Annotated in this window: 15 protein-coding genes; 5 read left to right on the forward strand and 10 right to left on the reverse strand. The window is 48.4% G+C overall.

The features are described 5' to 3' along the window. Positions 1 to 48: 48 nt before the first annotated feature. The 3 genes from AC4PME_RS18935 to AC4PME_RS18945 all read left to right on the forward strand — a co-directional run bounded on the left by AC4PME_RS18935 (position 49) and on the right by AC4PME_RS18945 (position 7,214). Positions 49 to 2,064, forward strand: coding sequence for a cellulose biosynthesis cyclic di-GMP-binding regulatory protein BcsB (locus tag AC4PME_RS18935; RefSeq protein ID WP_491046770.1), 2,016 nt, complete (start codon positions 49 to 51; stop codon positions 2,062 to 2,064). Continuing rightward, positions 2,057 to 6,205: a cellulose biosynthesis protein BcsC gene (locus tag AC4PME_RS18940; RefSeq protein WP_491046769.1), complete on the forward strand. Its 4,149-nt coding sequence runs from the start codon at positions 2,057 to 2,059 to the stop codon at positions 6,203 to 6,205. Before AC4PME_RS18935 ends, AC4PME_RS18940 begins: the two co-directional genes overlap by 8 nt. Positions 6,206 to 6,272: 67 nt before the next feature. Beyond that, on the forward strand, positions 6,273 to 7,214 hold the full coding sequence (locus AC4PME_RS18945) for a family 8 glycosyl hydrolase (RefSeq protein ID WP_491046768.1): 942 nt from the start codon (positions 6,273 to 6,275) through the stop codon (positions 7,212 to 7,214). A 72-nt stretch (positions 7,215 to 7,286) separates the two neighbouring features. On the opposite strand, the gene sodC is transcribed toward AC4PME_RS18945, so the two are convergent. Together sodC and tpx are read right to left on the reverse strand one after the other, a co-directional pair. Further along, positions 7,287 to 7,817, reverse strand: coding sequence for a superoxide dismutase family protein (gene sodC / locus AC4PME_RS18950; RefSeq protein WP_119500828.1), 531 nt, complete (start codon positions 7,815 to 7,817; stop codon positions 7,287 to 7,289). Between the two features lie 168 nt (positions 7,818 to 7,985). Beyond that, positions 7,986 to 8,480, reverse strand: coding sequence for a thiol peroxidase (gene tpx / locus AC4PME_RS18955; protein WP_491046767.1), 495 nt, complete (start codon positions 8,478 to 8,480; stop codon positions 7,986 to 7,988). Between the two features lie 165 nt (positions 8,481 to 8,645). Here tpx and AC4PME_RS18960 point away from each other — a divergent pair, with 165 nt between their 5' ends. Continuing rightward, complete coding sequence (locus tag AC4PME_RS18960; protein ID WP_491046766.1) at positions 8,646 to 9,071, forward strand: CBS domain-containing protein; 426 nt, start codon at positions 8,646 to 8,648, stop codon at positions 9,069 to 9,071. Here the strand turns inward: AC4PME_RS18960 and AC4PME_RS18965 are convergent. The 8 genes from AC4PME_RS18965 to asnS all read right to left on the reverse strand — a co-directional run bounded on the left by AC4PME_RS18965 (position 9,068) and on the right by asnS (position 20,007). Continuing rightward, a complete protein-coding gene (locus AC4PME_RS18965) occupies positions 9,068 to 9,550 on the reverse strand; it encodes a GNAT family N-acetyltransferase (protein WP_491046765.1) in 483 nt (160 codons plus the stop codon). The genes AC4PME_RS18960 and AC4PME_RS18965 overlap by 4 nt on opposite strands. Positions 9,551 to 9,567: 17 nt before the next feature. Beyond that, complete coding sequence (locus AC4PME_RS18970) at positions 9,568 to 12,729, reverse strand: efflux RND transporter permease subunit (RefSeq protein ID WP_491046764.1); 3,162 nt, start codon at positions 12,727 to 12,729, stop codon at positions 9,568 to 9,570. 9 nt (positions 12,730 to 12,738) lie between these two features. Then, the gene (locus tag AC4PME_RS18975; protein WP_491046763.1) at positions 12,739 to 13,896 is read right to left on the reverse strand and encodes an efflux RND transporter periplasmic adaptor subunit; all 1,158 of its coding nucleotides are present in this window, start codon (positions 13,894 to 13,896) and stop codon (positions 12,739 to 12,741) included. Between the two features lie 111 nt (positions 13,897 to 14,007). Next, positions 14,008 to 15,105 (reverse strand): GGDEF domain-containing protein, encoded by a 1,098-nt coding sequence (locus AC4PME_RS18980; protein ID WP_491046762.1) that lies wholly within the window; start codon positions 15,103 to 15,105, stop codon positions 14,008 to 14,010. 18 nt (positions 15,106 to 15,123) lie between these two features. Beyond that, entirely contained in the window at positions 15,124 to 15,687 is a 564-nt protein-coding gene (locus tag AC4PME_RS18985) for a PqiC family protein (protein WP_491046761.1), read from the reverse strand. Next, positions 15,677 to 17,326: an intermembrane transport protein PqiB gene (gene pqiB / locus AC4PME_RS18990; protein ID WP_474844815.1), complete on the reverse strand. Its 1,650-nt coding sequence runs from the start codon at positions 17,324 to 17,326 to the stop codon at positions 15,677 to 15,679. Before pqiB ends, AC4PME_RS18985 begins: the two co-directional genes overlap by 11 nt. Before the next feature lie 2 nt (positions 17,327 to 17,328). Further along, on the reverse strand, positions 17,329 to 18,459 hold the full coding sequence (locus AC4PME_RS18995; protein WP_119500837.1) for a paraquat-inducible protein A: 1,131 nt from the start codon (positions 18,457 to 18,459) through the stop codon (positions 17,329 to 17,331). A gap of 150 nt (positions 18,460 to 18,609) precedes the next feature. Further along, on the reverse strand, positions 18,610 to 20,007 hold the full coding sequence (gene asnS / locus AC4PME_RS19000; protein WP_119500838.1) for an asparagine--tRNA ligase: 1,398 nt from the start codon (positions 20,005 to 20,007) through the stop codon (positions 18,610 to 18,612). Between the two features lie 275 nt (positions 20,008 to 20,282). On the opposite strand from asnS, the gene AC4PME_RS19005 reads away from it, so the two are divergent. Continuing rightward, on the forward strand, positions 20,283 to 20,654 hold the full coding sequence (locus tag AC4PME_RS19005; RefSeq protein ID WP_119500839.1) for a hypothetical protein: 372 nt from the start codon (positions 20,283 to 20,285) through the stop codon (positions 20,652 to 20,654). The last annotated feature ends 95 nt before the right edge of the window (positions 20,655 to 20,749 follow it).

A 20,749-nucleotide genomic window follows, 5' to 3' on the forward strand; every position in this document is an offset into this window, starting at 1 on the left:
TTGATCGTCTGTCACCCATTAACCATGAGTGGTGCACTTATTATCTGAATTCGGGGTGCCACTTTTAAGCTCTCATTCAGTTACCCTGATTCTACGTTTCCACGTGGCGCATTGCTGGAGGTTTCACTAAATGGCCAGCACCTTGAAGATATTGAGCTGGATGCGTTCAGGGGAGATGGCTTTTCCACTGATATTAAAATCAGACCTGAGTTTATCGTCAGTCAGAATGATCTCAATTTCCGCATAAGAAGCCAGCAAGCAATCACTTGCAGTGCAGGCCAACTGATGACTGAACGTCAAAACAAGGTGTTAATAGACCAGAACTCTGTTTTGAATTTAAAACTGCTACGTCTGCCAAGACCTGACAGTCTGGAGAATTTTCCGGCTCCTTTTTTTGATGAAGGAATTATGCGCCATGTTTCAATTCCGGTAGTAATTCCTGAAAATGCTGATGGAGATGTTTATGAAAGTGGTGCAATAGTCGCATCTTATTTTGGCAGCCTCGTCAGCTTCCGTTCTGTGTCTTTCCCTGTTCATCATGGCCGGATACCGGCAGAGAATTCCATTGCATTTGTTATTGGTAATCAGATCGCAGGGATTACCTTGTCACCCCTTGAAGGGCCTGAAATACGGTTGATTGCTAATCCGGTTTCACCGCTGAATAAACTTTTGCTTGTTATGGGGCGCAACAGCCGGGAATTGAAGCAGGCGTCAGAATATCTCGTCAGTGGAGCTCCACTGACCGGAAAGAGACAACTGGCCAGCGTATTAATGTTACCTCAGAGGCATGCCTATGATGCACCGAACTGGATAGATACCAGCATGCCTGTGACGCTTGGCGAATTGACAAGTAAAGAGGCTTTAACTGCAAGAGGAATTTATCACGAGGCCAACGAAGTCAATTTTCGTGCGCCACCCGATATTTTCAGATGGCGCAGTAAGCCTATAAAAATGGATGTGCATTATTTGTTTCCTGAAGGTGAGTGGCTAAACGAAAGGACTTCACGACTCAATATTACCCTCAACGGACAATATTTGACTTCCTTACCTGTAAATGCAGTGGGAGTTAAAGCATCGGTCATGCAGATGCTGGGTGACGATATTCGTCAGCAGCGCGCGATTATCGAAATACCTCCCTCGTTGTTATATGGGGAGAACAAACTCGAATTTTATTTCGATCTTCAAATTCATCCCGCAAGTGACTGCAAGAATGTAATGGACAGTAATATTGTTTCCCGTGTGCTTCCTACCTCAACCATCGATTTTTCTGATTCTGAACATTTCACTGCGTTACCGAATCTCTCCTACTTCGTCAGTTCCGGATTTCCGTTTACCAGGATGGCAGATCTTTCTGACAGTCTGGTAATGTTGCCGGAGAAGCCGGCAACTGAAGAAATAGCTACTTTTCTTGCGGTCATGGCCAGAATGGGTCAGTCCACCGGATTACCCGCTTATAAGGTCGATGTAAGACTCGGTATTACCGGCGGTGTTCATAACACGGGTAAAGATGTCCTTCTTTTTGGGTATCCTGACCAGCTCGAACCTGCGCTGGCCGGTTCTGTTTTCCATGTCGCAGATCACAAAATCTCTCTTGACGAAGGTAACCTTGTCAGTAACTGGCGGGCCATTATCGCCGGAGACTGGTCCAGAGAGCTTAAACAGGCAAAACGGCAATTAGATGCACTGGATAATTTTGCCGGAATTCTGAGTTTCTTATCACCTCAACACAGTGACAATGTGGTGGTTGTAATGACCGCCAGCCAGTCTGAGAGCTGGGCTTCTCTGGTGACGGACTTAGCCTCTTCACAAGTTGCTAAAGAGGCGATCGGCGATCTGCTTGTTTTCAATAATCAATATCTCAGAGCTTTCCATGTCGGAACCACGAGGGGAAGTGGAAATATGAGTTGGGACAAGAGCATACGCTGGTATTTTGGCAATCATGTTTTACTTCTGTTGGTGTTGATGCTCGGCGCCATATTACTTGCTGCTACTTTACTCTACCGCATATTAAGCCGTCATGCCGATCAGAGACTTTCAGGGACGAAAAAAAATGATCATGACTAAGATACCGATATTTATTTTAGCAATTACGACGTGCGTTGCAGCTATTGCTGCGGAGGATGACGCAGCTTCAGGGACAGATATTCAGCTGCTTCTGAAGCAATCAGAATTCTGGCAGAGTCAGCAACGTCAGGATATGGCAAAGGATTCTCTCAAACGAATTCTACTAACGTCTCCCGATAATATAGAGGCTTTGTACCGTCTTGCCCTGATCGCTATTCAGGAAGAAGACGAAGAAGCTGCTAATGAATTGATTGATAAGCTAGCTCAGGTTGCACCGGAACATAAGTATTTGCTGGACTTATCTATCGCACGCCAGAGCAACCTGGATTATGGTGCTTTGAAAGAAGCGCGCTTTCTGGCAGCGAATGGTGAACCGGAACGGGCAATTCAAAAATATGAAACACTTTTTACCGGAGACGTACCGCCAGCTAATCTGACAGTTGAATATTATAGCGTGCTGTCTGCAACGGATGACGGATGGGAGACGGCAAAAGACGGGCTGGCAAAGTTTGCCCGTGAAAACCCTGACAACACTTATGCAGCTGTAGCTTACGGGGAAGTCCTTACCTACCGTGAGACAAGCCGGCGGGCCGGAATTAAACTGCTTTCCAATTATGCTCAAAGAGCGCCTGAGGCAGATAAAGCATGGCGGAATGCTCTGTTATGGTTAGGTGCAACCGAAGGGGATAAGCCAATCTATGATGCCTACATGCAAACGCATTCTGATGACAACGAAGTCGCTGCATATTTTGAAGATAAAACTAAGCTGAGCGGTGCTCAGCAAGCTGCGCGTCTGAGGGCTAGAGGCTATCGCGAAATGGACTCGGGCCAATTGACGAAGGCTAAAAAGTCTTTCAGTGAGGCATTGAAACTGGATAAGAGCGATGCAGAGGCTGTGGCTGGTCTTGGTCTTGTCGAGCTGAAGTTTAACCGCTATCAGTCTGCTTCAGATTATCTGAATCAGGCCGTACGTCTGGCTCCTTCAAAAAGAGCGCAGTGGCAAAATGCGCTGGAAAGTGCGTCGTTTTACGGAGAACTTAAAGCCGTCCGTGAACAGGCAGACAAGCGCCAGTTTCAAACTGCATTAGCCCGGGTTGAGCCTCTGACCAATGCGCAAGGCACTATGCGCCGTGATGCATTGCTTTTGAAAGCTGAGTTATTACAGCGCCTGCAAAAATTGGATGCCGCTGAAACTGTTTACTCATCACTACTGAAAGGTAACACAAAAGATACTGACGCACGTGCCGGACTGGTTAACGTGTTACGTCAGCAGCAACGATGGCAGGAAGCCGGGCAAGTGGCGCAACTGTTACCTGAATCTGCTCGGGGTACACTCAGCGAAATTGCCAGTGGTCAGGCGATGACGCTACGTGAACGTGCCGCTGCAGAGCCGGATAAGGTCGCAGAAGTCACGCTGCGACGTGCGCAGGAGCTATCACCTGAAAACCCGTGGGTAAGATTAGATCTTGCCCGTTTACTAAACCGTTCCGGACGGGATATTGCTGCCTGGCTTATGGTCCAACGGGCTGCTGACAGATATGGTACAGACGACGACTTGTATGTCGCTGCCATGGTTGCGTCTGACCAGGAACGGTGGGATTCTGCTATGAAGTTGTTGCAAAAAATTCCTGCAAACCGGGTAAGTGAAGAACAAAAGGCACTGACAGAAAAGCTCTCTCTGAATGCCCGGATTGCTGAAATTGAGCGCAGGTTTGCAGCCGGAGACAGAACCGGAGCACGGGAGCTGATGCTGGATTTGTACAATCAGCCTCCTGCAAACGCGTCGGGCACTGGAAGCGTAGCGAGTTTGCTGTTTGATTATGGTGAACCGGAAATGGCGATGCAGCTTATCCGGGAATCCCAACTTGGGGACGAAACCGCGCCCGCCGGTGACTTTCTTCAGCAGATCATCGTTATGATTAAGGCTGGTGATGACACCGGTGCTGAATCTCTTCTTACCAGACTGAGCAAGCGACGTAATCTGTCACCGTCAGACTGGCAGGCGATTGAGGAAATCCGGAATGCGGTATCTGTTGCAAAAGCAGATAAATTACGGGACAAGGAAGATTTTGCTCAGGCCTATGATTTGCTCGCAGGGCGGTTGCGGATTTCACCTGAAGATGAGTCTCTGCTTCTCGCTATGGCCCGGTTGTATCAGTCTGGCGGCAAACCTTCCAAAGGGTTGGAAATTTATCAGTACGTACTGACTGAATATCCTGATAGCTTAGATGCGTTAGGTGGGATAGTCGACGCTGCAATAGCCCTTGACGAACTCGATCTGGCTTATGAAGCCATGGATGATCTGAGTAAAGAAAGAGCTCAAAAACCGGAAATTTTACTGCTGGCAGCAAAATTAGCGAGGGCTGACGGTGATATCAGCCTTGCAATTGAGTTGCTTGAAGAGTCCAGGCAGAGATTGCTGAAAACTGATGCTGCCACACCCTGGCTGGCCGGAAACACTTATGGAAACAGCTATGTAAATCCGTTTGCAGACAGTGATGAAGCTGTACTTTCTGAAAAACAAACGAGGCCGCTCTGGTTGCCTGACGGAGACGGTAATGCATCAGAGCAATACAGTTGGGATATCAAAAAGGCGAATAAACCGCTTACACTCGTGCAGCAGATAGATTTTATGCTTGCCGAAATGCAGCATGAAGATGCTACAACCGTTCAGTCAGGAATCGCTTTCAGGACACGAAGTGGTGAGAGCGGGTTGAGTAAATTAACCATGATCACTGCACCGGTGTCTGTTGATACGTCATTAGGTAGTGGCCGCATACAGCTAAAAATGACACCGACTTATCTGAACGGTGGCAACCCTGATTCGGAATTCGGCAAGATGGGAAGCGGTGCGTTTGCTGTTGCCGGGCAGGGACTGACAGAAACGCTGGACGAACTGCCTGATATATTAGATAGCATAGAAAATTCGGCTTACGCTTACGAAGAAGCAAACGCGCTTTATCAGGCAGCTCTCCTTGTTGATGATATTTCGCCGTTAACCCTCGTTCAGTATCAGTTAGATGCAGAACAGGCAGAGCGCAACTTTGAACAGGCAACGCAACAGGATCTGCTTGAGGCAATGGGATTGAATCTTGACGCTTTGACAGAGGAACAGTTGGCGTCCTTTGATGGCGTTCTGTCGGAGTTGGCTGAGATCACCAATGGCGCACTGTCCTTTGAGTCTGTTGATGCATTCCTCGAAAGCCGTGCTGAACTTGAGTCGATGATAGGCGGCTTCCGTGCTCAATTGAATAGTCTTGCTTATTTAGCGGGTAATCCGGAAGCGCAGCATGATGAAGGAGTTGCCTTTGAAGTTGAATATCTGAACAGGAATTTTTCTGCTGATATCGGGGTAACACCGCTGGGCTTTGAGAAAACCAATCTGGTAGGCGGCATCAGATGGCAGCCTCAGCTTTCAACCTACACAAGGGCTTCTCTGGAACTTGAGCGGCGTGCTGTTACAGATAGTGTGCTGAGCTATGCCGGTACAAAAGATCCTATGACAGGAGAATTTTGGGGGGCAGTCACAAAAACAGGTCTGGATCTGGGTCTTGGATTTGATAATACCTGGTCAGGCATGTACGGAAATATTGCCGGTTACCAATATAGCGGTTCCGGTGTGGAAGATAACACCGCCTTTGAAATTGCTGTTGGCGGATATCTCAGACCGTTAAAAAATGCAGAAAGTGAACTTCAGACCGGAGTGCATTTATCTTTTCAGGCATTTGAAAAAAACCTGGGTAAGTTTAGTTACGGGCATGGCGGATATTTTAGTCCCCAGGGCTATGTAGCTCTGGCGCTGCCGGTCACCTATTCCGGAGTTGGAGATAATTATGATTTCTCAGTGAGTTTTGCTCCGGGCTTTCAAAGCTTCACAGAAGATGCTGTCGCGTATTTTCCCGACGACCCTGTTCTTCAAAGTTTACTTGATTTAGCCGCTCAGGCTGGTCTTGTCAGGGAATCTGTTTATCAGGCTAACAGTAAGTCAGGCTTTGGTATGCGACTGAATCTTAAAGGGGTATATGAGTTTTCTCCTGCATTTACATTAACCGGTGATCTCGGGTTCGATAACTTTGGAAATTTCCGTGAAACTAACGCCCGCATCAATCTGAATTATTTGATGGATGCTCAGGATGACTGACAAATACGCTGGACTTTCACTATACAGAATGGCGTTTTTTCTTTTCATTACATTGCTAACAGGAACAATGTTGCCGGCCTCTGCAAACGAAGACTGGGTCGATTACAAGCAGCGGTTTATTGCCCCCGACGGTCGGGTTATGGATACCGGTAATAACAACATCAGTCACTCTGAGGGGCAGGGGTATGGCATGTTGCTGGCAGTATTTCATGACGATGAGCCCTGCTTCAGCCAGATGTGGGAATGGGCGCGTAAAAAGCTGGGATGTTACGATTTGCCACTGTTCGCCTGGAAGTACGATCCGGCTTCCACTCCCCATGTTAAAGATGACAACAATGCGACAGACGGTGATATTTTGATTGCGTGGGCATTACTACAGGCAGGCAGGAAATGGCAGAACACAAACTATCTGAATATCTCCCGTCGTATCAGACATGCAGTGTCTGACAACCTTATAAAGTACTATGCAGATCACTGGGTACTGGTCCCGGGGCTGAAAGGCTTTAGTGGTGAAGGCTATGTTGATCTTAATCTTTCTTACTGGGTGATCCCCGCGTTGCAGGATTTTGCCGCTACAGATAACCATGCAGCCTGGTCCAGAGTGATTGACAGCGGACTGGCACTCTTGTCGTTGTCAAAATTCGGCGATGCACAATTGCCTGCAGACTGGATCAGATTACAAGCTGATGGTTCTGTAATGCCTGCACCTGACTGGCCGGGCCGGTTTGGTCCTGATGCAGTCAGAATTGGATTGTATCTGGCGTGGGGCGGGTACGGGAACAATAAAAGCCTTGAGCCGGTAAAGTTATTTTGGAATGCAGCCAGAGATGTGCCACCAGCATGGATCGATCTTGAGAGTAGTCAAGTTGCACCCTATCAGGCTCCGGGAGGCGTTGTTGCTATCAGGGAATTGTTAAGTAGCAGGAGGGTGGCAACTGAATTAAACAGTAATGATGATTACTACAGTGCAAGCCTGATCATGCTGAGTAAAGTGGCTCAGAACAATTAATGTGCTTATCGAATTTAAGCTGAAAACCCGCATTCACTGCGGGTTTTTGCTTTGCAGTCTTAATACTGAGTATCAGGCGCCAATCACGCCGCACAATGCTCTTGCACCGCCACCACCGAGTTTTTCCGGCGCGTCCGAGTAGTTATCGCCGCCCTGGTGAACCATCAGTGCTTTGTCTTTTACGTCTTCCAGTGATAACCGTGGTGCCAGTACCGGATGGCTGGCATTGCCCTCATCGTCCACCAGCAGTATGGGTAAATCCCCCATGTGGCTGTTATCTGCCCAGGGATAGCCGTGCTGACCGGTTTTTTCCGGGTCCATATGACTGCCTGCTGCACCGGCGGGAACCTTCTTTCCGTCTTTCATAGCAGAATCGCATGACGGATTTTCATGCACGTGGAAGCCGTGTCCGCCGGCCTCAAGACCGGATAATGCTGGTGTAAACACCAGTCCGTATTCGCTCTCTTCAATTTTTACGGTGCCGGCTGATTCACCGGTAGCAGGGTCTTTCAAGGTAACAGTGAAAAATTCTTCGTCTTCTGCAGCAATGCTACCGGCTGCGAAAAATAATGACATAGATAAAACGAGGGCTGATTTTTTCATGAAATCTCCGTGTATATGAAATCTGAGGGCCGTTGCAGTGGAGAAGCGATTCTTGCAGTGGCTGTCAGGGTTTCTACCCGGTTAACAGGGAAGGGAGATCAGATTTTAACGGTGACAAATACAAAAAAAGCAGCCATCAGAGGCTGCTTCGCTAAAGAAAAATTCTGTTTACAGAGCGGCAATAGCTGCTTCGTAATCCGGCTCATCAGCCGTTTCAGCGACTTGCTGGGTGTAGGCCACTTTGCCTTCTTCATCAATTACCACAACGCTGCGTGACAACAGGCCTGTCAGAGGACCAGTGGTGAAAGTCACATTGTAGTCTGTACCAAAATCTGAGCGGAACGTTGAACCGGTCAGAACGTTTTCAATCCCTTCTGCGCCACAGAAACGGCCGGCAGCGAATGGCAGGTCCGCAGATACACAAATGACCACAGTGTTGTCCAGTGAAGCGGCTTTTTCATTGAATTTACGTACAGACATAGCACACGTGCCGGTATCTATGGACGGAAAGATGTTCAGTACCACTTTCTTACCTGACAAATCTGCAGAGCTTACGGTAGATAAATCGGATTTTACCAGCTCAAACGCCGGCGCAGGTGTACCAACGGCGGGTAAATCACCCAGAGTTTCTAACGGATTGCCCTGTAATGTAACTGTTGCCATGGAAGTTCCTTCATAATTGGAGTGAATGTTCATGATCTATATTGATGGAGTCAGGCGGGATTTCAACCGCTTAATCCGTAATTTATCTAATTATTTTTCTGCCTGCTTTGTAAAGCGGTTATATGCCGTATACTCAGAACGTAAAGAGATAAGTGGGGGAGCGTTGTGAGCGTTAATAGTATTATGAGTCAGCGGGTAGTGAGCGTGAAAATGGACGACAGCCTGCACACCATTAAGGAGCTGTTTGAAGCCACGGGGTTTCATCATTTACTGGTTGTCGAGGGCCGCAAACTCACCGGGATTATTTCTGACAGAGACTTGCTGAAAGCCTTGAGTCCGTTTATCGATACGATTTCAGAAAGGGCGAGAGACAGGGCGACACTGGAACGCCGGGCCCATCAAATTATGACCCGTGATGTGATTGCCGTTAAAGAACACAGTTCCGTTCTTAATGCCATCAGCACCTTCAACCGTCACCGCTTATCCTGTCTGCCGGTCATCAACGCAAAAGACGAACCTGTCGGGGTATTATCCTGGCGGGATATTCTTCGCTACATGGAAGACAAGGTTACCGCCAGGCAACAAACTTAATCTGCGGCGAACTGTTTGAGGGCGTCGCCGTCAAGTCGGTATCTTATCCACTCATCTTGTGGTTTGGCACCAATAGACTCGTAAAAATCAATAGCGGGTTGATTCCAGTCCAGCACGCTCCATTCAAACCGGCCGCAATTTTGTTCTGTTGCGATCTTTGCCAGATGTTTCAAAAGGGCTTTGCCTGCACCGCTGCCTCTGGATGCCGGTGACACATACAAATCTTCCAGGTAAATGCCGTATTGTCCCTGCCAGGTGGAATAACTGAAAAAATAAACGGCAAAGCCAACCGGGCCGTTTTCATTTTCACACAGCACGCAGTGTGCCTTTGGTTGCTCTGAAAACAGGGTATTTTCAATATGCCCTATGGTTGCTTTTACTTCATGCTCTGCTTTTTCATATACCGCCAGTTCGGTAATGAAATCGAGTATTTTCTGGCTGTCCTGCACTACTGCAGGACGGATGGTAAGTTGGCTCATCAAAGAAACTCCGTAAATTATTCCGTGCGTGGCTGGCCGGTGGATTTTCGTCCGGGCGTCACTTTCTTCGCAATCCGGACAATGTGATGAAACAGCCATTTAAAGGCATTGCCTGAATCAATAAGAATGAGATACAGACAGGGCACCAGAATAAGCGTCACCAGTGTGGCGTACATTACAGCAAATCCCAGCGCGATAGCCATAGGAATCACCAGAACAGCCTGCAGGCTTGTTTCAAAGAGAATGGGCAGTACGCCCGCAAAAGTCGTAATGGATGTGAGCGTAATGGCTCTGAAGCGGGCAGAACCCGCTTCTTCCACAGCATCCCGGGTACTGTACCCCTGGCGGCGGCGCTGGTTGACAAAATCTGTCATCACCAGAGAGTCATTAATCACAACCCCGGCGGCGGCAATCAGACCGAAGAACGACATGGTACTGAGATCATAACCGAGCAGGAAATGTCCGAATGCCGCGCCGGTGAAGCTGAACGGAATAACTGACATAATGATGAGAGGTTGACTGTAGCTCTTTAACGGCACGGCCAGCAGTATGTAAACCATAATCATAGCGGCAGTGAAAAACAGCATTTGCTGATCCTGTTGTGCCTGCTGCTCTTCAATATCACCGCCCAGTTCTGTCATGACGCCGGGGTAGGTTTTTTGCAGTTCCGGTAGCAAGTTTTCATAGATGGCTTTGATAGCCTCACCCGGTTCTACTTTCTGTTCGTCGATACTGCCCCAGATGTATACACTGCGATAGCCACTTTCACGGCGGATATAGCTGATGCCGGGGGCTTCGGTAAGCTCCGCGATGTCACCCAGCATGACTTCCTGACCGGCAGGAGTGGTAATCACACTGTATTTGAGATCGGCAAGCCGTTCCCGCTGGAGGGCAGGGTAACGCACCATGACCTTAACTTCCTCGCCGTCACGGATCACCCGCTGGGCTTCACCACCATAAAAGCTGCTGCCAATCTGCCCGGCGATGTTTTGCAGCGTCAGACCGAGATCGTAGGCTACCGGCTTCAGTGTCATCTGTACTTCTTTGCTGGCGGGATCGATGGTTGAACTGACATCAAACAAGCCGTCTTCCCGCTGAAGCATTTCAATGAAAGCCAGTCCGGCTGCATTCAGGGTTTCCAGCTCTGGTCCGAACAGCAGGAAGCCAAATTCGCCGTCATCACTGCCGCCATTGATATCATCTATGACAACCAGTGATTTCATCGCCGGAATGTCTGGCATGGCTTCACGCCAGCGTCTGGCAAGTTCGAAGGTATTAATTACCCGTTTACTTTCATCTACCAGGGGGGCAAACACTTCGCCGTTAGTACGGTCGTCGTTGAACACCAGAATATCCCGGACCATGCCATCACCACCAAACTCCTGTTTGATTTTTTCATCTTCATCGAGGATGGTTTTTTCAATGATTTTTAACGCATCGAGTACGGCGCTGTCCGGCACGTTTTCGTTCATTTCAACGCGGACTGAAGGGAAGTCGTGGGGCACTTTGCCTTGCGGTACCATGCGAATGAAATTGCCCTGAATTAAACCCATTGCCAGCATCAGCAGTGCCACAAACACCATCAGCACAGCCCAACGCCATTCAATAGCTTTAATGACGGTACGCTTGTACGGACCGTTGACAAAGCCATTAAAGCGGCTGTTAAAACGGGCGCGCCAGCTGTCCGGCTTCACCGGCTTAAAAGTGGTGTGAGCGATATGCGCCGGTAGAATAAGTTTGGATTCAATGAGACTGAACACCAGGCAACAAATCACCACCACAGCGATGTTCACCATGAAAGGTCCGTCCATACCGTCACTTAATGTGAAGGGAGCAAACACGGCAATGGTGGTCAGCACCCCGAAGGTTGCCGGTGTTGCGACACGTTTGGCACCGCGGATCACGTTATCAATGCCGCTGCCTTTGCTTTCAATTTCTGTGTAGGCACTTTCTCCGATGACGATGGCGTCATCCACCACAATCCCCAGCACCATGATGAAGGCAAACAGAGAAATAATGTTCAGACTGATACCGAGAAGCGGCATCATCATCACTGCGCCGAGAAAACAGACCGGCAGCCCCAACATGACCCAGAAGGCGAGTCTGAAGCGTAAAAAAATGGTCAGCAACAATGCAACAAGAATGGCACCCTGAAGCAGATTCTTCAGCATCATGTCCAGGCGGCCGTCGAGGTAGTAAGTCATGTCGACCATGGTTTCCAGCGACACACCTTCAGGAAATTGTTCATTTTTATGCGCAATGTAAGCTTTTACTGTTTCTGCCACTGGCACAATATTCTGTGAAGGTGTTGCTTTAACCGAAATATAGATTGCGTTTTTACCGGAATACTTGAAGTAGTATTCGCCCTCGGTGAAGGCATCGCGGATCTCTGCCACATCGCCGAGCAATACTTTGGCACCGCCGGGGCCGACTTTTACCGGGATGGCAGCAAATTCTTCGCCACGGTAGTACTGGTTCTCAACACGCACAGAGATAATGCCTGAGCGGGTTTTCAGTTGTCCGGCAGAGAGGTTTGTGGAATACGCCCTGATGGCGGTGCTGATATCACTGATAGAAAGATTGTATTTACGTAACTGATCAGGATTCACTTCAATGGCAATTTCGTCTTCGGGATAACCCACGTCGACCAGCGAAACGTTATCCAGCAGTAATAATTCATCCTCGACTTCTTTCGCCAGGACTTTCAAATCTTTAAGAGGAAGATCGCCCACAATGGGCATGTCGATAACTTGCTGTCTGAACGCCAGTTGCCGGATGTTTACCGGTTCCATGTCTGCAGGGAAGGTGGCAATACTGTCGACTTTCAGTTTAATTTTATCCAGAACGTCGCTCAGTTCTTCCTTATCGTCAATCTCCATATTGACTTCGCCACCATTGCGGTAAGCTCTTGAGATCGTACTGTTGATTTCAGAAACGTCTTTTACCGCCTCTTCAATTTTTATCAGGATCCCTTCTTCAATTTCCTGCGGAGACGCGCCCGGGTAACTCACATCAACACGGATGTAGTTAACCTCGACGTTGGGGAACATTTGTTTCTGGATGGAGGAATAAGCAGACAAACCCATGATGATAATAAAACCCATCAACAGGTTTGCAGCAACAGAGTTTCTGGCGAACCAGGCAATCACGCCGCGGTTCGTATCGTGTTCCTGATGCATAACTTCCCCTTAAATACCGGCGGAAGTGCTATTCGCATGAGCAGCAACCAGTTTGTTGCTTTGCTCAATCACTTTCACTGCCATTCCGTTAAGCGGATATTCCGGCGGGGAGGTGACAAGTTGCAGACCATCAAAATTCCCGCGAACGAAATAGAAATCGTCCTGCTCACGGACGATTTCAACAATCTCCGACTGTAATGTGGCATCTTCACTCACCAGCCAGATCCGTTTATTGTTCACCAGTTCCTGTGGAATACGGAACACATTTTCCAGTGTTTTACCGTTAAAGCTGATGTTGGCGAAACTGCCGAATTTAATCAGGGCTTTGCCGGAGCGTACACCGTAAGGGTCGTCAATACGTGCAACCAGATGACTCATTCTGGTGGACTGATCCACGATACCCAGATCGCGGTGGAGTTTGGCCGGGATAGTACGCTTGTCTACGGTTACTGTTGCGTCGAGGCCGGTGACGCTGACAGGCAAAAATGACTGGTCGAAGCCGGCAACCGGGAAGGTAATTTCAGCGGTTTCCACATTATTCAGAGTGGCAGCCACTGTACCGGGAGTTACGTAGTCACCGGTACCGATTTCACGACTGACGATCAGTGCATCGTAGGGAGCGCGTACTTCACAATTATCCAGGTCCCGCTTAGCAATGCGTAACATGGCTTCAGCAGATTTTACGGCGGCCTGTGCGCTGAGTAGCTGAGGCTTTCTTAAATACAGATCGGTCACACGACTCTTTGACATGCCAGCCGCTTCCCGCTCCGCCACGTTCGCCTGAGCCTGCTCCTGTATTAATTGTGCCTGTGCTGATGACAGGTTAGCTTCGGCTTGCAGCAATGCGGCTTCGTAAGCATCTTTCTCGATGGAAAACAGGATTTCACCACGACGGACAAGCCCGCCGGGCACAAAATCCTGATTCCAGGACGTTACTTCACCCGATACCTGAGCAGCCAGCATGGTGCTTTCAAGCGGCGTGATCTCGCCATAGGAATTAAGGGTAACCGCGTAATCTTCAGCTTGCAGCTCGCTGATTGTCACTGTCGGACGGGTATCAACTACTTCAGGTTCTTCTTCTTTATCACCCGCCGAGGCGATAAGTGTCATACCTGCAAATCCTGCAGCAAGAATGACGATTGGCAGGGCAATTTTTTTCCATTGCATGTGACGCTTCCCCAGTTTCCATCTCTGTTATTATGATACTTGTTGAATCTGCTGATTGTATTGTCTGTTTGTAACAGCGTATTTATTTTGTTTCAGCGACTGCTTTTTTTATTATTGCATAATACTGGCGCATACAACTTTATTACGACCAGTTTGTTTTGCTTTGTATAGTGCTTTATCGGCCAGAGATAACCCACGGTTAAGTGAAATTTCCTCATTTATTTCACATAAACCGAAACAGGCGGTGACCTTTATTTCTTTTTGTTCCAGCCAGATGCTGGTTTTTGCCAGCGTATTACGAATTTTTTCTGCCAGAACAGAAGCACTTTGTTCTCCGCTCTCAGGTAATACCATTAAAAACTCTTCTCCGCCCCAGCGGCAGACAATATCTTGCCTGCGCACATTTTGCCGGAGCAGGGTTGCAGTACGTTGCAACACAATATCACCGTTTCCGTGCCCGTAAGTATCGTTGATTTCCTTGAATTTATCTACATCAACCAATATGAGTGTGAATGCCGAACGGGTGCGCTGATGCCGTTTTATTTCCTGCCCCAGCAGTTGCTGCATACCTCTGCGGTTTGGCAGTGATGTCAGGGTATCGTGTAGTGCCTGTTGTTCGTATCTGTCACTGAGTTTCTGCATCAGCTCAAAGGTTCTTTCCCGACTGTACTCGTAAAATGCGGATAAAAATGTGACAGTGGCAAACGACAAGATCAGCCGGCTTTTAAAATCTGTGGAGTAGCTGGTTAACAGCAGGGCATCGTGTGGTGTGAAGAGAATAATGACAATGAGCAGCGTAAAGACTGCCATCACCATCAGACCCCGTTTAAAGCCACCGAAAAACATTGCAACGGGGGGTAATATGTAAATCCAGAGCGGACCGGTATTGTTATGCCCGCCGGTAACCACCAGGTAAGTTTCCAGCCCCATCAGGCAACCCGTCAGTAAATAAACGGATACCATCTGGCCGATTTTATTGGGGTAGGCAGCCTGAATCTGACTGGCAAGAAAAAACAACAGCGAAGCAGACAGTAAGCTGAATCCGAGCGCCCATCCACCTTTCATCAGAGAGCTTATCCCCAATACCAGTGTAATGCTGATCCCTACCAGAGCGAACAGATTGACAACCAGGATCCGGCGATTGGTTTCTTCGTCAAATTCGGGGTGACAACCACGTTTTAAAAAAAGCGATGTGGCCGGCTTAAACATTGTCCTGCTTTTGAATCGTTACGGCGCCTTATCACTTATCGCTGAAGCCAGGTCATCGACAAGCAGGCGCATAGTTGCCACAGCCTCTTCAAAGCCATCGCCCTGCATGGGGCGGCGGAAATCAAACTGATGAATTTGAGGCCGTGTATTTTCGTCCTCTTTCCAGTATTGACCTTTAATCAGCACGTTGCCATCAAATGCGGGAATAAAATCGTCGATTTTGATATGTAATCCTGACACAGGGTATTGTGGTGAATACACGGCAGCAGGTAAAACCGCCACTCCGTGGCGTTGCAGAGAGGCGGTTAAAGCCTGGCGGAGACTTTTATCCAGTGGCTCAGCCCATACATGGCGGGGGGAAAAATACACCGTAGCAGGTCCGGTTTGCATAGCCAGAGAACGCTGCTTCAGATACTCAGGTAAACTGAGTTGCTCAATGTAAACCCGTGCTGCAGCTTCAGGTTGATCTTCAGTTGTCGCCTGAGGAGAGTGCAAAACGTAATAGGTTAAGGATGCCGGTGCACTGCTGCAACCGCTCAATAACGCAGCAAAACAGGCAGCGGCGAATAACTTAGTTCTCATTAAACATTCCTTTTCCGGCTTTCGGCTGAATATCTTCTTCGCTGTTGTCCGAGAAGATTAACCCGTTAGGTTTCTGATTAAGTTGCAGCAGCAGAGGCTGAATATTCCGCAGGGTTTCCTGCATCGTATCAACGGTTTCCTGAATTTCACCTTTACTCAAACCGCCTTCGGTATAGTTTTCCAGTAGTGCAGACACGTTGATCAGCATTTCATTCAGGTTTTTATTCAGGGCTTTCGCGTCAATGTCGCCCATCAGAGTATCAAAATCACTGCTTGCCTGTTCAACCCGGTTTGATGCGGCTTTAATATCGTCGATCACATTAGTGACTTCTACAATCATGGTTTCAAGAGGTAAATTATTGAGCTTATCCAAAATTGCGTCGGCTTTTTGCGTGAGCTGAGTGAATTCGTTCGACACTGTAGGAATGACTTCAATATCGCTGATGGTTTTTACCGTCAGCGGGCTGGCATTGATGTCATGTTGTAAATCGACATAAAGTCCGCCGGTGAGCACATTTCCCATGCGCAGCGTGGCGCGTAAATCTTTGCCAATCCACTCGTGCATGGTGTCTTTAACTGCCTGCAGACTTTCCTGTGTATCCTGCTGGCGCACTTTACCCGGATAAATGCGGATAAGCACAGGAATGGGGTAATTCTGATCAAGAATATTACCGTCTATCAGATTGGCCGGATTAATTTGAGCCACTTCACCCACTTCAATACCACGATATTCCACCGGCGCGCCTTCGGTAAGCCCCCTTACGGTTTCATCTATCAGCAGTACGTAACTGGCGTACAGTTTATAGCGTGCGTTAGAGGCGGCTGCATCATCAGAGAAAATAATAAAACTGGCATTTTCATCTACCTGTCCACCTGAACTCGCGCCTTTGGGAATACCGAAAGTGACACCGTTAGCCAGCAACGTTTCCAGCGAACCGGTTTCAACTTTTACACCACTGGATTTAAGGTGCAGCTTTACGCCACTGACATTCCAGAACCGTGTATTCTGGGTGATCAGTTTATGATAGGGGGCCTGAATGAAGGCGCTGTAATACACCACACGTTCTTCAATATTAAATTCTGCTTCTTCAAATTCGCCGACTTTGAACCCCTTGTAAATGATCGGGTCGCCGGGTTTATAAGCAAACTTATCATTACTTTTCAAAGTCAGATGCAAGCCCGGTGTGCCGGGCGGTGTAGCCGGCGGGCGTTCAAGAGCAACAAAGTCAAATTTACTGCGACCGCTGTCATCGGCAGACATGGCGATGTAAGAACCTGAGAGAAGGGTATTTAAACCGGAGACTTCAGAAAAACTGATCCGTGGTGCCACCACCCAGAAATCCGTATTTTCTGTCAACAGCCGCTCAGCACTGGCATCAATGCGGGCGGTAACCAGTACGCCGTCAAGGTCCGGCTTCAGCTCAATTTTCTTCACCTGACCAACTTCAAGATCCCGAACCTTTACCGGCGTCTTGTTAATCTCAATGCCGCTGGCTGATTTCAATTCTATGGTGATTAACGGTCCCTGGTTTTTCCACTGGTACCACACCATCCATCCGCCGGTAATAATGGCAATAATCGGGATCAGCCAGACCTTTGAAACATGGGTTGTTGATTTTATTTTAGCTTCGTCTGTCATGCTTACTTCCTGTTTTGCCAAATCAGGCGGGTATCAAAAGTCATAGCTGCCACCATAGTAACAAAAACCACGCCACAAAATGCGAGGGCGGCCGGGCCGGGATAAATAGAGAGCGTGTTGCCTAACTGAACCAGTGCTACCAATACTGCCACAACGAAGACATCGATCATGGACCAGCGCCCTATGCCTTCCGTCACGCGGTAAAACCGTGTCCGGATGCGGGTACGTTTCTCAAGACCACGCTGCACGGTTAAATTCAGCCACGCGAGTATGATGATTTTCGCCACCGGAATAATAACGCTGGCAATCAGAATGATAATGGCCACCGGATAGTCGCCGGATTGCCACAGTGTAATAGCGCCGCCCACGATGGTACTCGGCTCATCCCGCCCGAACATTTCGGTATGCATAATGGGAAGCATATTCGCCGGAATATAAAGCAGTGCAGCGGTAAACAGTAATGCCCAGGTGCGCTGAATACTCACTGAGGCGACTGCCGGTGTCAGTGGTTTCGGTGGTGGCACTTCTCCGAAAATCCAGAACGCATAGCGGTTGACATCGAATTGAATAATACAGGCGGTCATACAGACAGAAAAGCCAATGAAAGCATAAAATGACAGGCCGATAGCAATGTCTGCCATAGAAGATATTTTGATCAGGCTGACCAGTGTGCCTACCAGAAATATTTCCGCCATGCTCCAGGGCATCAGTGCTTTCACCCAGAAAAACACATGCTTTACAAACACGGGCTTTTTATTGTGTTTGCGGCAGTGGCTTAAAATCATCATCCCGGTGAGCACGAGCCCGGGGAAAACCACGGTGGCCAGGCCGGTAATAATGGCCAGTGACAGGTAATCCTGATTCAGCAGCGCATTGAAACTGTCTGGCAGGGCTATCTGGTGCTGAATGCCACTGGCACGGAAGGATAAGAAGTTAAAGGGCAGGGAAAGGCCCAGAAAAATGAGTGCACTGATGGCAAACGCCAGTACTTTATCATTTTGATGATAACGGTAAGTCAGCAGGGTATGGCCGCATTTGGGGCATACAGCCCGTTGCCGGTGATCCAGCGAAGGTAAATGTACTACCGTCAGACATTGGTCACATTGAATTGTAGACAGCGCGTTTTCCTGCATGCCCGGCCAGATTTATCCTGTAGAAACAACCAACTTATACAATAGCATGAATTTGTTCAACATCAGCGCCTTTATCTGTAACGGAATGTCACCCGCCGTAAAAAGCAAAAAAGGTGGCACAAAAGGCCACCTTTTTTCTTACTGAAAAAATCAGTAGTTAGCGTTACCCGGCGTACGCGGGAACGGAATGACGTCACGGACGTTCTGCATGCCTGTTACATAAGCAACCAGACGCTCGAAACCCAGACCGAAACCGGAGTGAGGGACGGTGCCGTAGCGACGCAGATCACGATACCAGCTGTAATCTTCTTTGCTCAGGCCCATTTCTTCCAGGCGGCGGTCGAACACATCCAGGCGCTCTTCACGCTGTGAACCACCAATGATTTCACCGATACCCGGCGCAAGGATATCCATTGCAGCAACGGTTTTGTTGTCATCATTAATACGCATGTAAAACGCTTTAATGTCTTTCGGGTAGTTCTGCATGATAATCGGCGCACCGACATGCTCTTCTGCCAGATAGCGTTCATGCTCTGATGACAAGTCCACACCCCATTCAACCGGGAACTCGAACTCTTTACCACTGGCTTTCAGAATTTCGATGGCATCGGTGTAATCCATACGTACGAAATCAGAACTGATCAGTTTTTCCAGACGCGTAATGGCATCCTTGCTGATACGCTCAGCAAAGAAAGCCATGTCATCGGCACGTTCTTCAAGCACGGCTTTGCACACATATTTCAGCATGTCTTCTGCCAGTTGTGCCACATCGCTTAAGTCAGCGAACGCCACTTCCGGCTCAATCATCCAGAATTCCGCCAGGTGACGGGAGGTGTTGCTGTTCTCTGCACGGAATGTGGGACCAAAGGTGTATACCTTTGACATTGCTGCACAGTATGTTTCCACGTTCAGCTGACCGGATACGGTAAGGTAAGTTTCTTTACCGAAGAAATCTTCCTTATAGTCAATGTCACCTTTATCAGTGCGGGGCAGGTTCATCATATCCAGTGTGGACACGCGGAACATTTCACCGGCACCTTCTGTATCACTGGCGGTCAAAATGGGTGTGCTGATCCAGAAGTATCCACGCTCGTGGAAGAAGCGGTGAATAGCCTGCGACAGACAGTTGCGGATACGGGTAACAGCACCGATAACGTTTGTGCGCGGACGCAGATGCGCATACTCACGCAGATATTCAATTGAGTGACGTTTGGCGGCCATCGGGTAAGTATCCGGGTTTTCTACCCAACCTAAGATTTCGATACTTTTGGCTTCCAGTTCTACCGCCTGGCCCTGGCCCTGAGACGGTTTGACTTCACCTTCAACAGATAAAGAGCAACCTGCCGTCAGGCGCTGAATGTCAGCATAATTTGACAGAGAATTTAACGCGATTACCTGTACGGGATTAAAGCAACTGCCATCGTGCAGAGCGATAAAAGAAAGTCCGGCTTTTGAGTCGCGGCGAGTACGCACCCAACCTTTTACCGTCACCGTTTCGCCAACTGCGTACTTACTATCAAGCACGTCGACAACGGGCGCATGCGTCATTTGAATGTCTCCATCTTACCTGTTTGAAAAAATAATGTGTTATCAGGCGTAAAAATGCCGTAAATAACTAAAAGACACAGAAGAATTGCCGATAGTGAATGACAAAGCTAAACGCTGATAAACAACGAAAAAAACTATTAATCTTGTTATGGCATGCCAACCGGTCAGGCATGGCGGGTATCTAAAGTGTCGGTTCGTACGTATAAACGAATCGCTAGTATACTCATTCAGAAACGGGATACCAGCGAACTTTCTGCACGGAGAACTAAAATATCATGAATTCGCAACAACCGGACAGACGACGTAAGCCGAGAGATAAAGACGGTTTTTACCAATTTGTACTGACAGTCAACTCAGTTTGCTGGCTGGTGCTGATCGGGGCACTGGTGGTATTTCATTTTGCCCGTCCGGAAATGGTCACGGGCTTGCAAACATACTGGGGCATTGAAGGCCGCACAACCTGGTCTGAAGAGCATGTGGACGCGTTGATCATGTTGTTGCAATTGTGTCTGGGTATGACGTTGCTGACCATGCTGTTGCGTTCCCGCCGTAACCGTCGCCGTGAAGACAATTACGGAGTAAATTTATTTATTCTCGCGGGTATTTCAATGTTAAGTCTGTTCACCCTGAATGTCAGCGTGGCCTGATACAACGGTAACAAGCTCAACAAAAAAAGCGGCCTGTGAAGCTAATGCCAGTCAGTTAAGCTGACTGGCATTTTTCTTTTTATGGGGGTAGCGGC

Source organism: Alteromonas sp., assembly GCF_984505615.1.

What these genes read in the sequence shown, in the direction of transcription:
- AC4PME_RS18940 (WP_491046769.1), top strand. Translation starts at nt 2,057, where the DNA reads ATGACTAAGATACCGATATTTATTTTAGCAATTACGACGTGCGTTGCA.
- AC4PME_RS18945 (WP_491046768.1), top strand. Translation starts at nt 6,273, where the DNA reads ATGTTGCCGGCCTCTGCAAACGAAGACTGGGTCGATTACAAGCAGCGG.
- sodC (WP_119500828.1), bottom strand. Translation starts at nt 7,817, where the DNA reads ATGAAAAAATCAGCCCTCGTTTTATCTATGTCATTATTTTTCGCAGCC.
- tpx (WP_491046767.1), bottom strand. Translation starts at nt 8,480, where the DNA reads ATGGCAACAGTTACATTACAGGGCAATCCGTTAGAAACTCTGGGTGAT.
- AC4PME_RS18965 (WP_491046765.1), bottom strand. Translation starts at nt 9,550, where the DNA reads ATGAGCCAACTTACCATCCGTCCTGCAGTAGTGCAGGACAGCCAGAAA.
- AC4PME_RS18970 (WP_491046764.1), bottom strand. Translation starts at nt 12,729, where the DNA reads ATGCATCAGGAACACGATACGAACCGCGGCGTGATTGCCTGGTTCGCC.
- AC4PME_RS18975 (WP_491046763.1), bottom strand. Translation starts at nt 13,896, where the DNA reads ATGCAATGGAAAAAAATTGCCCTGCCAATCGTCATTCTTGCTGCAGGA.
- AC4PME_RS18980 (WP_491046762.1), bottom strand. Translation starts at nt 15,105, where the DNA reads ATGTTTAAGCCGGCCACATCGCTTTTTTTAAAACGTGGTTGTCACCCC.
- AC4PME_RS18985 (WP_491046761.1), bottom strand. Translation starts at nt 15,687, where the DNA reads ATGAGAACTAAGTTATTCGCCGCTGCCTGTTTTGCTGCGTTATTGAGC.
- pqiB (WP_474844815.1), bottom strand. Translation starts at nt 17,326, where the DNA reads ATGACAGACGAAGCTAAAATAAAATCAACAACCCATGTTTCAAAGGTC.
- AC4PME_RS18995 (WP_119500837.1), bottom strand. Translation starts at nt 18,459, where the DNA reads ATGCAGGAAAACGCGCTGTCTACAATTCAATGTGACCAATGTCTGACG.
- asnS (WP_119500838.1), bottom strand. Translation starts at nt 20,007, where the DNA reads ATGACGCATGCGCCCGTTGTCGACGTGCTTGATAGTAAGTACGCAGTT.
- AC4PME_RS19005 (WP_119500839.1), top strand. Translation starts at nt 20,283, where the DNA reads ATGAATTCGCAACAACCGGACAGACGACGTAAGCCGAGAGATAAAGAC.